This window comes from Paenibacillus sp. CB74 (genome assembly GCF_055687625.1).
Genome location: NZ_CM146009.1, coordinates 1669371 through 1683788 on the forward strand (window position 1 = coordinate 1669371; position 14418 = coordinate 1683788).

The 14418-nt window shown below is 47.7% G+C and carries 10 protein-coding genes; all 10 read right to left on the minus strand.

Annotated features, from left to right (window positions below):
• Positions 1 to 46 precede the first annotated feature (46 nt).
• Entirely contained in the window at positions 47 to 1228 is a 1182-nt protein-coding gene (locus ACX9NY_RS07570) for a glycoside hydrolase family 88 protein (protein WP_472477916.1), read from the minus strand.
• A gap of 5 nt (positions 1229 to 1233) precedes the next feature.
• Positions 1234 to 2067, minus strand: coding sequence for a carbohydrate ABC transporter permease (locus tag ACX9NY_RS07575; RefSeq protein WP_145402123.1), 834 nt, complete (start codon positions 2065 to 2067; stop codon positions 1234 to 1236).
• Positions 2052 to 3002, minus strand: a complete 951-nt coding sequence (locus ACX9NY_RS07580) for a carbohydrate ABC transporter permease (protein ID WP_339233861.1) — start codon at positions 3000 to 3002, stop codon at positions 2052 to 2054. Before ACX9NY_RS07580 ends, ACX9NY_RS07575 begins: the two co-directional genes overlap by 16 nt.
• A 23-nt stretch (positions 3003 to 3025) precedes the next feature.
• Positions 3026 to 4309 carry an ABC transporter substrate-binding protein gene (locus ACX9NY_RS07585; RefSeq protein ID WP_472477918.1) on the minus strand — a complete coding sequence of 428 codons (1284 nt, stop codon included), beginning with the start codon at positions 4307 to 4309 and terminating at the stop codon, positions 3026 to 3028.
• Between the two features lie 232 nt (positions 4310 to 4541).
• Complete coding sequence (locus ACX9NY_RS07590; RefSeq protein WP_472477920.1) at positions 4542 to 6020, minus strand: helix-turn-helix domain-containing protein; 1479 nt, start codon at positions 6018 to 6020, stop codon at positions 4542 to 4544.
• Positions 6021 to 6055: 35 nt separating this feature from the next.
• Entirely contained in the window at positions 6056 to 7816 is a 1761-nt protein-coding gene (locus ACX9NY_RS07595) for a sensor histidine kinase (protein WP_339233853.1), read from the minus strand.
• A 321-nt stretch (positions 7817 to 8137) separates the two neighbouring features.
• Positions 8138 to 9175, minus strand: a complete 1038-nt coding sequence (locus ACX9NY_RS07600; RefSeq protein ID WP_472477922.1) for an NAD(P)/FAD-dependent oxidoreductase — start codon at positions 9173 to 9175, stop codon at positions 8138 to 8140.
• A gap of 162 nt (positions 9176 to 9337) precedes the next feature.
• Positions 9338 to 10939, minus strand: coding sequence for an AraC family transcriptional regulator (locus tag ACX9NY_RS07605; RefSeq protein WP_342570020.1), 1602 nt, complete (start codon positions 10937 to 10939; stop codon positions 9338 to 9340).
• A gap of 108 nt (positions 10940 to 11047) precedes the next feature.
• On the minus strand, positions 11048 to 12052 hold the full coding sequence (locus ACX9NY_RS07610) for an ABC transporter substrate-binding protein (protein ID WP_472477924.1): 1005 nt from the start codon (positions 12050 to 12052) through the stop codon (positions 11048 to 11050).
• A gap of 288 nt (positions 12053 to 12340) precedes the next feature.
• Complete coding sequence (locus ACX9NY_RS07615; protein WP_339255446.1) at positions 12341 to 14389, minus strand: glycoside hydrolase family 16 protein; 2049 nt, start codon at positions 14387 to 14389, stop codon at positions 12341 to 12343.
• Positions 14390 to 14418 lie beyond the last annotated feature (29 nt).

A 14418-nucleotide genomic window follows, 5' to 3' on the forward strand; every position in this document is an offset into this window, starting at 1 on the left:
GCAAACGAAATTCTAGCCGCTTCAAAACATCAGGAAGAATGAACATTTATCGATTTATATCCTTGAACGGAATCAGGCTTTTCCCCCGCTCATACCAATACCCGGGAATCTGCTTTTCCAGACGCATTAGCGCTTCAAGATAAAAATAATCCCCCCAGATCATATAACCATCCAGCCCGTAGCTGCCCCTGACATGATATGATCCATGATCGATAAGGCCTTCCTTTTCCTGCGCCATGCTCATTGAGGACTCGGCTAGTGCCGTCATAGTCACCAAGACCGCATCTTCTAATCGCTGCCTCTGCGGATCGTCAGGTGCTAAATGTTCCAGTAGTTCCAGCATGCCACAAGCTGCAATAGCGGAAGCGGAGCTGTCCCGACTGGTAGAGCCGGTCACGGGAACATCAAAGTCCCAATAAACGATGCCGTCAGCCGGTATTCGTTCTATGAAATAAGCAGCCAGGCGTTTCGAGGTTTCCAGAAAATTGATGTTTCCCGTGTGGCGATAAGACAGAGCAAATCCATAGATGCCCCAAGCCTGTCCACGTGTCCATGTAGACCCGTCACTGTAGCCTTGATGTGTTCCCCCTCTCAGCGAATTTCCGCTTCGGTCAAAATAAAAGGTGTGATAGGACGAGTCGTCTCCCCGCACAAGAAATTTCCTTGACAACTCGGCCTGTCGGACGGCAACCTCCGCATAGCGGGGATTGCCGGTTGCACTGGAAGCCCAGTACAGCAGCGGGAGATTCATTAAACAGTCGATGATGATACGCCCCCCATTCTCCGAATCATCTTCCGGCCCCCAAGCCTGAATGAGCCCAGATGTCTCTCGCCAACGTCCCAGTAGATGATCAGCGGCTTGCAGTGCAAGCAGTTTGTGCCGTTCATCCTCTTCAACGATCCAGCCCGCGAGTGCGGATAATCCATATAGGAAGCCAATGTCATGATGTTCAAGTGCATGTTGGGCCTGAAGCCGGCGATGAAAGCTGGCAATCTGGCTATTAGCCTGCAAACGCAGATATTCGTCACCGCTGTACTCGTAACATAGCCAGACTATGCCGGTCCAGAAGCCTTCGATCCAGTCCTCGTTATCACCCCATTCATAACACTTGTCATTGGAGATATGGGGGAACTTCTGGTTGTACCGGGACAAATTTTGTTTTGTTTTGAGGACTGCATATTCGATGGCCTCATGCCATTTTACGTTCGTTACTAGAGTTTTCTTCACAGTTCTCATCCTTTCACAGAACCGGCAGTAATGCCCGAGATAAAGTATCGTTGGAAGAATAGGAATACAGTGACTACCGGAATAAGTGACAGTACTGTACCTGCCATAATTAATTGGGTCTGCGATGTGAACTCGCCGTTTAGACTGGCCAAGCCGAGCGGCAGTGTCTTAAGGCTATCGCTGGTAAGATAAATAAGTGGAGCCTGAAAATCATTCCACACCCAGGAGAAAGCGAAGATTCCAAGCGTTGCTAACGCCGGCTTGGCCAGCGGCATGATGATTCTCGCAAAGATGCCAAATTCGTTGCAGCCGTCAATCCGCGCCGCCTCAGAGAGTTCCTTCGAGATTCCCGACAAGAACTGGCGCATTAGGAACACGCCATAGGGACTAAAGATTTCCAACAGGATCAGTGCCCAATGGCTGTCGACAAGGCCTAGCTTCTTAATAACGAAATACTGCGGAATCATAATGACCTGATAAGGGATCATAAAGGCTGCAAAATACATGATGAACAGTCGGTTCTTCCCGGGGAAATCCAATCTGGCAAAAGCGTAACCAGCCAGAGAACAGGTAATCAGCTGCCCCAAAGTAACCAGGATAGAGACCTTCAGAGAGTTGAAATAGTATAATGGAAATGGAATACTGGTCCATACCTCGACGTAATTCTCGAAGTGAAATACCTGCGGAATCCACTGTATCGGATACTGGAACACTTCCTCCTGCAACTTGAAGGAGGTGGACAGCATCCACAGAAAGGGTACGATCATAACCAGAGATATTAAGATCATGAACAGATGCGCCAGAGATTTAGGCACTGCTCGACCTAGTAGTTGACCCATCGTTTCTCCCCCTTAAATTGAACATAAGTAATCGCCAGAACGATCAGGAACAGCACGATGGCCTCAGCCGAGGCGTAACCAAATGCGGAATTGCGAAATGATTGAACGAAGATATCATAGACGAGCAGCTTCGTGGAGCGGCCCGGACCACCACCGGTCATGACATACACGAGATCAAATGACTTGAACAGATTAATAATGCAGGTAATGATGACAAAAAACGTCACTGGAGATAACATAGGCAGTGTTATATTGCGGAAGCGCTGCAGGATATTGGCACCGTCAATGTTGGCTGCCTCGTACAGCTCTTTGGAAATTCCCTGCAAGCCGGCTAGGAACAGCAGCATATAGTAGCCAGCCATCTTCCAGGCAGAGACAAGTATAATGCTGAGCAAAGCCCAATTCGAGCTGACCAGCCATCCGGGGGGCTGCTCCATAAATTTGCTGAGGAACATGTTCAGTGGTCCGAGCGTTGGATTGAAAATGGCCTGCCATACCACCGCTACTGCGATAAACGATGCAATATGTGGGAAGAAGAATGCCGCTCTGTAGAGCGACATCCCTTTCATTTTCTGGTTAACAAGCAAGGCCAATGATAGAGATGCAATGATAACGAGCAGGCAGGAGCCAAAGGTGTAGAGCAACGTATTCTGTAAAGCAATTCGAAAGTTCTCGTCCCGCACAAGCCGGAAATAATTATCCAGCCCGTTCCATTTCACCGGATTATACCCGTCCCATTCTGTGAAGCCAAGTCCGAACGCCATCACACTCGGAATAGCAATAAATAGCAAGAACCCTAGCAGATTTGGGAGCAGAAAGAGATAGGCTGTTCTCGCTTGCGGATGCATCATCCTTTGCCACAATGACGTTTTTTTGCTTTTTTCCAACAGGCTGGTTCCCTGCGTCCCTAGTGTGCTTTTATTCAAAGAAGACATTTCATCACTTCCCACTTCTTGATCTATTGAATCTCTTGCTCTCTTCTCTTCTTGATGTTTTCGATTGCTTCCTCAGGTGTCAGCTCGCCCAGCAATGCTAATTCTCCTTCTTCTGTGGCGATCGTGTTCATCTGGGTAATCCCCTTGCGCAGTTCCCGTTCCGGAACAGATATAATATTGAATATGGCATCCATGTTCACCGCATCATTGGTAAAGGTTGCTTTGTACTGATCCTTGACACGATCTGCTGAGGAAGCCGGTGTCTGATATTTTGCCACGATCTGCTGTCCTTCTTCACTGGAAATGAAGCTGATCCACTTCTTGGCTTCTTCGGGATGCTTGGACTCCGAGTTCACGGCATGAACAACGACTGCAGTCATTGTTGTGCCCTTCTGCACTCCCGGCGGATGAGGAACATACGTCATCCCCCAGTTAAAGTTGAGCTTATTGTCCTTCTGATCCTGTTCCAGCATGCCTGGGAACCAGGTTCCAGTAACAACCATGGCATATTTCCCAGTGAGGAAAGCCGTTCTGTAATGTGCATTGGTTGCTTTATTCTCGGCTACGGAAGGCTGCGCACCGCTTTCTGACAGCTCCTTGCGGAGCTTGAGTCCTTCCACATAAGGGGTCAAGTTGTCACTGTAGAGCGAGCTTCCCAGTTGCTGTCCATAGGAGTACCAGGTCTGCGGCCAGTCCGGCATAAAGGAACCGTAAATTTTATCTGTCCCGCTTCCGCTTGTCATCTTCTTGGCTAGTTCAACATATTGCTCCCAAGTCAGGTCATCGCCGGGATATGCAACTCCCGCTTGATCAAAAAGATCTTTATTGTAGTAGAGCGCCCAGCCGTCCGAACGGAATGGCAAGCCGTAAAGTCTATCGTTAATTTTCAGATCGTTAAAAAAGGATTGAACACCGGAAAGCTCTGTGTTGTCAGCAGTCGCAAGATCATCGATTGCCAGCGTGCGCCCCGACGAGGCCAGCTTGTAATATTCATCCAGACTCTTAAAAGCAAAAGCATCAACCTCGCCACCGCCTGTCAGCGTTACGGTTAGACGTTCGCTGTAGGTGTTTGCATCACTTTTGGTAAAATCAATGGTGATGCCCGGGTTCTTCGCTTCGAACGCTTGAGCCAGTTCATCATACATCCGCTCTGAGGCGCTGTCGTTCCATAGCATGAACTTGATGGCTACTGCTTGCTTCGAAGTTGATGAATTCACTGTCGTATTATCCATTGTGCTCGATCCGCATCCGGCCAGTATTATTGCACTGGTCATAATTCCAATCAAAGGTTTAAACCAATTTCTCATGTAGTCCCCTCCAAGTTCGAATGTGTGAGTATTTCTTACTTGACGTAACTATAATAGAGTTCTAAACTTTTGTCTTTGCACAAATCTCAGCACAATTGTTGAGTTATTCATATTTTTGATAGCGCTTTCTGTTAACTTAGTGTAAGTAAATATATCTTATATATAACATTTAAAAAGAAAAAAAAGGGGGGGTTCCCCTTGGTTAGTCAATTATTCAGTTTTGTGTTCTGTTTTACAGATCCCCGCGGTATTCTGAGGGCGTTTTTCCTGTCATTTTTTTGAATACCCGTGAGAAATGACTGAGATTATGCAGACCTACCTGCTCTGCAATCTCCTGTATGCTTCCTTCCCTGCGCCTGAGCAGCTCTTTTGCCTTTTCCACCCGAAAGCCAGCTACGAAGGACATAGGCGTCTCTCCAGTCTGTTCCTTAAACAGCGTGGAGAAATAATTTGGATTCAAATGAACAGCACCGGCCAAGCGCCCAAGCGTTATCTTCTCTGGATAATGTTGCTGCACATAGCGGATCGCCGATTCTACATCTATGGTCACCGAACGTTCATTATCCTGCATAACGGTCCTTAAGGCAGCTGACATACGCTCCATGAATTGTCTGGCGGTTGTACAGGAATGGGCAAGGCTGATGGTTTCCCCCCAAGCTGCAATATGCTCACGATGAAAATATCTGCCGGGAATATTCCGCGTGAGCAGCATCGTTAGCGCCTGAACCAGCCGCTTAGGATGAACGCTACGCCGCTCGGCGTCCTGCATCAACTGATCTAAATAATCCATGATGGCATTCGCATTGCCGCCCGCCAGCAAAGCAATCAGATTTTTCTCCTGTTCAGCCTGAAGTACCGTGACGGACATTTGATATATACGCTTGTGCTCATACTCGACCATATGGTTCCAGCCCGTATAGAATAAGTCCGCCTGCAATTCCTCAGCTTCACGGTATGCCTTCTCCCACTCGTTCGGTCCGGCTACTCTGGAACTGATCAGTATGCCCGTATCTTCATAGCGCTCTAGCAGCAAGTGCGGCGCTTCAATCTCGTCCTCGAGAATCAGATGCAGTCGCTGCTCGGTGTCAACGAACAATCGCCTCTCCGCAATGACGGCCGGATAGGGAAACCACTCCAGCCAAGCGTGAATATCCGTCTGCCCCCATATTTCCCGATCTATCAGCATAATAATCCATCTCCAGCCTGCGCACTCCCGCGCACTTAACCTGAACTGTTTCAGCCAGGCGGATGGAGACTGAAGCTCAAGGATCCGGACTTCAGGCCGTGATGCTACCAGTAAACTGGCCCCCCCGCGTTGCTCGGAAAGCTTCTTGTGAAAGGTATCATATAGCCGCTCTAGGCAGTGTTCAACCTCTCCAGATGATAGATTAAGTTTGTCCAAATACTCAAACACACCGTAGCGTATGCCTTGCCTAGCGAGTCCAAAGTCGGTATGACTGCTAAGTATACAAATCAGCACTGTCGGTGATATCTCGCGGATACAGCCGATCAGTTCCAGCCCGTCCATTCCCGGCATGCGAATATCCGTAATCACAACATCCGGCTGTAGCTGGATGAACATTTCGAGTGCGTCTCTTCCATTACTTGCCTGGCCCGCAATCTCAAATCCGTATTGCTCCCAGGGTACTGTTCTTAGCAGCGCCTCTCTAATTAGCCACTCATCTTCTACCAGCATCGTTCGAATGGACATGTTTTCGCCTCCTTATGAACACAACTTTTTCTAGATTATTGTCGCTTCGGCAGCGATATCTCCACCTGAGCGCCGGATCCTGGAGAGCTTTCGAATTGCAAGGTTCCTGCTCCACCGAAATACAGGGCAATGCGTTGCTGAATATTGGACAACCCAATACCGGAATATGTTTGCATCTGCTCTATGTTCTTCACTTCTACGGTCGCTTCGAGTGGACGACTGGCTGTACCGGCTCCGTTGTCGGATACGGTGATGGTGAAGGTGTCGGATATATCATAAGCCTGTATCCAGATATGAATGGCCGCCTCGCCGTACATACCGTGATAGATACTGTTCTCCACCAGCGGCTGCAAAGTAAAGCGGGGAATGTGCTGCCCAAGCAGTGCGTCTGGTACATCAATCAGGACATGAATGCGGTCCGGGTAGCGAATCCGCATAATGGTCAGGTAATGCTGCAGTGCATCCAGTTCCTCTTCAACAGTCACGAGCGGGTTCTCCGGATATATTTTTGATGATAGAAAGTATCCCAGAGCATGGACGACCTCACGGATCTGCTCCATCTGTCCGTGTAACGCCAGCCCACTGATCACCGCCAGTGTATTCTTAATCATATGGGGCTGAATTTGCGATTGCAGTGTTTGCAACTCTAGCTCTAGCTTCTGTCGCTGCTCCATCTCCATACGCTCATGCAATTCCTTCAAATCGGAGGTCATGCTTAGGAATGAACGCTGGAGCATATCAAGCTCAGGATCGGTGCGAATCAGCGGAACATGCGTCCATTCTCCTGACCCGATCCTTCTCATGACACGGACCATCTGCTTAATCGGCCGCAGAATTCGGCCGGTGAACAAGTGTCCGAGTAGGATGGAAAGTAATGCGCAGAGTCCGATGACCACTAACAGAATGTTGCGGATTTGTCCAAGTTCGGACAGGAAATTCTGATAGGGAATCTCCTTGACGACGACCCAATCATTCAGAAGCTTGGCGGATATATAGAGAGAATTATCCATGCTCTTACCCTGATTCAGTACGGTGGTGACTTTACCGTAATCCGCTGAGACCGCTTCTTGGAGGATTGCAACAGGCGCGGTTGCTTTTGGGGGAGAATATACCAGCGACCCATCCGTTTTCGCGATGATAAACTGGTTATTTGAAGCAAGATCGTCTACCAAGGCCGCCACAGAACTCGAAATCATTATCTTCCCCCACTCTGTGCCGGTCTCTATATCCGTATATCCGGCCTCATAAGTGAGCATAGGCTCAGTCGCGCTTGACGGATCGAACGCCAGATGCGGAGTTACCCACACGAACCGTTCGCTGCTTCCGGCTTGCAAAACTTTTTTGAACTCCGCCTTGCTGTCGAGATAGTCGACTAGCCTGCTGCCGTCCGCCCCCCAACTTGTGAACACTTTACGGTTATAGCCGTAAATTAGGATGGAGGGCGTTTTTTCGAATTTGGAAAAGACTAGTTTGCTCATCAATTGATTGAACATATCCCATTCCTTGATGTACCGCTTTAGATCGTCTGGTGAAGATTCTGGATCAAGCATCTGGCGGACGCTTTCCTCCTGCCCGAACGATCCAGCAAGCATCTGGTACATGGACAGCTCACTGTTTAGAGAGGCAACTGTCTGTTCGAGTAAACGAGACTGGATTTCCATAGCCTGGTGAATGATTGTACGTTTGGAGGCATTATAACCAGCCCAGCCGATAACAATCATGGGAAGCACACCAAAGAGCAGCAAGATCAAGATAAATTTGGATCGCAGGGTCCATCTGGTAATTTTTGAACTCACAACCTTCCACCCCCTGTAATACCGAGAAGTTTTTCTGTTAATCCGTGATGATTGAGTAAATAAATTTAAGTATGTGTTATATGAGCGTGGACTTCAAGGTAAAAAGAAGGAAATGGTTCAGCAATGAGAAGAACGCATTTAGCCATCTTGGGACAAGAACTTGTAACAATAAAATAAAATAAACAAAGCCGCTAAAATAGCGACTTTGTTTAGTCTTACGTACATATTAAGGATTTTAGTCTAGCTCGAACACGAGTGTATGTGAGCCAGTTGCGATTCTACCCATTTTTTATTCGTATATGGTTTGCAGGCCCCGCTATTCTATTCAGTGGCTACCCCAAGCGCTTTGTTCCGCTCTTTAAACCTCTCGTTATGTGACGATACATAAGCCATTCTCGGTGCTTCGGGATCTAAATATTGTTTGGCGCTGTTAAGGGCTAGAGCTGCATCGGTGAATGCCCCTGCAATCAGGTTGAGCTTGCTGTCGTAATTGGCAAAGTCGCCAGCCCCGAAAATGCCCGGCAAGTTGGTCTCAAGTTTTGGGCTAACAAATATGTTCCAGTCGTCCATATCCAGTCCCCAATCCTTAATCCCTGTAAAATCGGATTTCAGTCCGTGGTTGACGATGACCTCGTCAACTTCTAGCTCGTGCGAGTCCCCTGATTCGATGTGGGCAATCGTCACCCGTTCAATTGCCTTTCCATTGCCGCTATATAATTGCGTAACTTCATATGGCGTAAGCACATCGGCGGAGGACTCCTTCATTCGAACAACGTTTTTTTCGTGTCCGCCAAAGTGGTCCCGTCGATGTACGACCGTCACCTGAGCAGCGATGGACACCAGCTCGTTCGCCCAATCGACAGCGGAATTTCCCCCTCCCGAAATAAGTACTCGTTTTCCTCTAAAAGGCTCCAGTTCCTGCACCGTATAATGCAGATTGGACACCTCGTAGCGCTCAGTCCCTTCCAGTTCCAGCTTAGCCATTCGCAGAATGCCGCGACCAATCGCCAGAATGACTGTGCGTGTCCAGTGTTTCTCCCCTGTTGCCGCCTCCAGAATGTAAGTCGAATCCGCTTGTTTCTCCAATCCGACAATGTGCTGGCCGAATACAATCGTTGGGTCGAACGTTTTTGCCTGCTCCGATAATTGGGTGATTAACTTCTCGCATAGGATTGGGGTAAATCCTCCAACATCCCAGATCATTTTCTCGGGATAAATGAGCATCCGCCCTCCCAGCTCGTCTTTCGCTTCTATTAACTTCGTCTTCAAATCACGCATTCCACTGTAAAAAGCAGTATACATTCCCGCAGGACCACCGCCGATAATTGTCACATCGTATAATTCAAGCTGCTCGTTCAATTGAAGTCCTCCTCCTGAGGGCGTATGTACATGTCCGCACATATGATAATCATTATCAATACTATTTTAGCTTCTACAGTGTGACAATAACAATGGACAAAACCGACGGTTGCTTTATACAAAACAAAGAGTGCTGAGCCTTTGGCCGCGAGGAAAACAAACTTATGCTAACGATCGCAGGATATCATCTATTTTTTTGCCGTTAGAAATAATACCGTTATTCATCCAAGTTAGAAAATCTACCTCATATACGCAGTTGTTTCTTACAGCGGGAAGATCGCGCCACTCTGGCTGTTCCAGCAGGACCCTTTCCATCCCTTCTTCTTGGCTATGCCACTTATCAAAAGTAATGAACAGATGGTCCGCGGTTAACGTACTCAGTTCCTCTACAGAGAGAGTGAACATACCCGGCTTATTCGATTTTGAGGCTATACCTACTGCGGAATGGGCGCGTAAGCCAACATCACCATAGAGCACCGTTGAAACAAAACCTTGTCCTTCTTCTGTATATTGGATGATCTGGTCCGCCGAGATACGCAAAAAAGCGACTGTTTCACCTTTCATAAGCTGATTCAGCATATGGCTCGCGTTCCGTGCTTTGAAAGCATAATTTGCAATCGCATCGTCGGCCAACTCCATCCGGCCAAAATAATCGGCGACGGTACGCAGCAGCGTACGCCAATTCGTGGTCTGCTCTCGCAGGATGCACGTGTTGGATATACGTCGGTACTGAGAATATTGTTGTTGCTCGTAACGATCCGCAAGCATTATCAGATCCGGCTTATAATAGGTAAGCTCGTCAAAGTTGCCGCTATTCTCGTCGAACGTCGGAATGTGGTTTAAACCTAGATACTCTTGTTTTCCCCATTTCTCATGTCGATATTGGACGATCGGTTGCATACCCAGCGCAACGAGAAAATCCTCCAGATACGGTGCCACTACTCTAAGCTCTCCCTTGCGGCTTCGGCGGTATTGTCCGGGCGAGATGCCTACCGTCTGCTTGAAACGACGACTGAAATAATATTCATTGTTGAATCCTGCATTGAGCGCAATATCGAGCAGTCTGTCATCGGCGCATGCCAGCCACTTTTTGGCTTGACTAATCCGTACTTCATTCAAGTACTGAAGCGGTACTTGACCCGTAACCTCTTTGAACAGGCGAGTATACTTCCAGCGATCAATGCCTGCAATGGAAGCCAGCTCCTCGACGGTCAGAAGCTCACTGTAATATTCATGGATGTGCCGTATACTGCGCTCTACCCCGTGACGCTCGATATCCGTTCCTTTATCTTCAGTTGCAGGTGCATTTTGGCGGAATAGAAAGAGCAACAGCTCTTGGAATTTAACATATCGTTGGAACAGCTCCAGCTCGCCTGTCGCTCCGCTAAGTCCATATAACTCATCAAGCAGCTCCATCGCTTTCGCGAAGGGTGTGCAGGCAAGCTCTTGCTTGTCCGGCAGCAAACTTGAAGCTTCATCATTGCCGATCATTGTGAAGCACACTCGGTAATAGCTGCAGTTTATGACCTGTTGATCAATAGAGAAAGCTGTGTCAGCATCCTGTAAATAGCATTTTCCCTGACCGGTTCCATTCATGAGAAAGAAGAGTTCAAAACCTTCTTTGTCGTTTCGGTTTCGATCCTCGTCTTCGCCGTCCCAGTCACTCGTCTCTACTTGTTCGCCCACTACAAAAAAGCGGATCGATCGTAGCACATATTGAACTGAAGGAGCCGTCCACGCTTGTTTGCCCTCTTCAATATCCATTCTTACTATCCATCGCCTTTCAATTGATATTCATTCTCAATGTATATAGTGTAAATTAAAAAGAGTCACCCTTCAACCTTCGTTGAAAAGTGGCTCTTCCCTGCTCCGTTATGGGGCAAGCAATCGAAGCAAATCATCCATCTTCAGCCCGTTGGCTGTAATGGCTCCCGTCTGCCAATACGATCTCTCAACGGGATATACATGGCCGTTCTTAAATGCAGGAACCGTCTGCCATAACGAATTGGCCTTCATTTCTTCAAGCGCTTTTGCGTTACTCTCTTCCTCCCATGTTCCGTTGGACGGCAGCAAAATAATATGGTCCGCGTCAAGTTCCGGAATAACCTCATTCGACAAGACGATGTTGCCCTCCGTCATTGCCTCGGCAAATGCGGGAGCCTTCAGCCCAAGTTCCTTATACAAGATTTCTCCGACAAACGTGTTATGGATGCCGAAAATATTGATCGATTTGTCCGCGACGTTCATCCGCAGAACAACAATCTTCTCATCGCCGATCGCTGAGTTCAACTTTGCTTTTACATCGGCAATGTGAGCATCATAATCGGCAATAACCTGTTCTGCCTTCTCGCTGAGACCAAGCAAATCAGCAATTAAGGTCAATGTTTTGCGCGAATCCGAAAGTACGTCGTCCGGCAAGCGAAACGTCGGTGCAACCTTGGAATAAAGCTCGTATTGTTCTGCATCGACCTCTCCGGCGCCAATGATTAAGTCTGGCTCGGCCACGAGCAAAGCCTCGATATTTCCGGTCACATCGAACAACGGCACATCCAGCTTCAAATAATCCTGCTTGCCCCACATCGGGTTATAGTATTGCACAATAGGCGTTACCCCAAGCGCAACCAAATAATCTTCACGGTAAAGAGCCGAGACTCGCTTCGGATTGATCGGAATCTCTACCTCTCCGAAGCCATCGGTTACAACGCGTGTTTCCATCTGAGATGGAGCTTCGCTGGTGGCTGCGGTTGCCTGTCCGGCCTGATCGGTAGACACCGTAGCCGCACCCTGTTTGCTTGCCGATGCGCAACCTGTCACTGAAATTATGGCTGCTGTTATAAGCGAAATCCACCTAATTTTCATAAATACTGATCTTGCCATGTCTGCCTTCACTCCCGTAAGTTTTATGTATTGTAGCAAAAATAATGCATTCATAATGATAATCATTATCATTTTGCTTGAGTAGATTTTACCCCATATCGGATTGCATGCTCAATATACATTCTACAAGATCGGCTTTATACAAACTCGTCATTTCCCTATTCAGATACAAGATCAACTAACCCCAAAATTGTTCAACCATAGTTGATATAGAAAATTCAAATGAAACAAAAAACCGTTGATCATCACTAGATCAACGGTTTGTTCGTTGCGGAAACATCTGTTTCATTACTGTTCTTTATACACGCGTACATAATCCACTTGCATCGTCGCCGGGATATCAGATGCGTTCGGAGTGCGGCCGCCGTCAAAGTTTCCGCCGACTGCCAGGTTCATAATGAGGTAGAACGGCTCATCGAAAGGTGCATTCGGATTGTTCGGTGCAGCTGCGGAATACCACTGCTCGTTAGTGACTTTATAGTAAAACTTGCCGTCTACATACCATTTAATGTTGTCCTCTTCCCAGACTACTGAGTATACATGATAATCATTGGCAAAAGTTTGCCCTGCCGGGAAGTGATAATCGCCGCCCGAATACTGGTTCGCGGGCCATTGTCCACCAAAGTGTATGGTACCGCTTACGGATCCAGGCAGACGGCCTCTCGCTTCCATCACATCAATTTCACCTGATGCAGCCCAAGTACCATATACCGAGTTTTGTGGAAGCATCCACAGTGCTGGCCATATGCCATCACCGGTAGGAAGTTTGGCACGAAAATCGACTCTGCCGTACTTCAAGGACAGTTTATCCTTGGTGTTAATCTTTCCAGAAGAATACTGTGCATACCGATTAGGGTCCTGCGGGAAAGATTTACTGTCGTTCATAGCTTTGATATTCAGCTTTCCGTCCTGTACATATACATTTTGGGTGCTGTTCGTGTAGTGCTGTAGCTCTGCATTACCCCACCCCCATGTACCGGGATCGTTGTTGAGATAATATCCTGTTTCATAGTTCCATTTACTTGTATCCAGCGTAGTTCCGTTAAACTCATCCTGCCAGATGAGGTTCATGCCCGCGATAGCCGGGTTGGTTGGCGTTCCGATGGAGATATCCTCTTGGTCAGATATATCCGGACGCGGAGCATTGGGATTGCCGATAAAGGTATAGTTGACGAAGTTGTTGCCAATACTTCCGCCCGCCTGACCGTTCAGTGGATAGCCGATACGAATCTGCATATTTTCCTGGATCGGCTGGAACCACAGGCCATAGACGTAATCGGCCCAGTATCCCCACTGGTTGGCATCGGACATATTGTTGTACCCATTACCGGAGTATGCAAATTTGCTCTGGCTGGCGTTACTCAAATCAACCCATTGTCCATTGATGTTAATTTGGTATACAAAATTGCCCAGTTCCTTGGCGATTGGCGCCCCCCCATCAATTTTCGGAAGCGGAACCCCAATGGAACCATTCGCATCTGCTGTGAAGGTTGTTCCTTCGTATGGCGTAATGACATATGAATTTCTTGTAGGTTCATTAAACGTAATGGTATAAACAAGGTTAGCCGAAGAAGTCTTTGATTCCAATTTGACATTGATCGACTCCGTTACGTTAAACCAGTATCCACCGCCGCCATCCGTGAATTGGCCAAAATTTTGATCGTAGATCCAGCCGCTGGCTGCGTTATTGTCAATATCAATCCACGTGCTGCTGTTTACAGGTTTGACATATACCTTCAAATCATCCGCAACAGCTTCATAAGTGACCGCAGGATTATTGTTGAACGTTGGATATGTAAAACCTGCACCGCCGGTGAAGCCTGCTGTGATCTGTGGACCTTGTGTTGCATTCATCGCTGTGATGGTTGTTTTGTTGATGTTTTGAAATACAAGTTGATACTCCAGCTTCACACCATTTGCTTTGGAGTACAGTTGAATCTCGGTTGTTGCGGAGAGGGTGAACCAATAGCCATTGAATCCGCCATCGCTCCAGTGCCCCCAGTTTTGGTTATAGATATATCCGCCTGCCTGGTCGATATCAACCCAGTTGTTGCCCACTTTCACATTAACGCCTACATCACTGTAAACATCATTCCATGTCGCGGAGCCACCATTGAACTTAGGCATAACAAATCCGTAGCTGGCCTTGCCAACCCCTGATTTTGAAATGACAGGTCCGTCTGCGGGTGAGAAGTACTCCATTGAGGTTACGGTAGTTCCCGCTGCCTGAACCTTTGAAGCCGGAAGTATGCCAATACTAGCCAGCATCACAACCACAAGCAACATACCGAGTACCTTTTTCATAAACCGTTTCTCCCTAAAGTGAGATGGATTCATAATTGCCCTCCTTTAATAGAATAATAGCT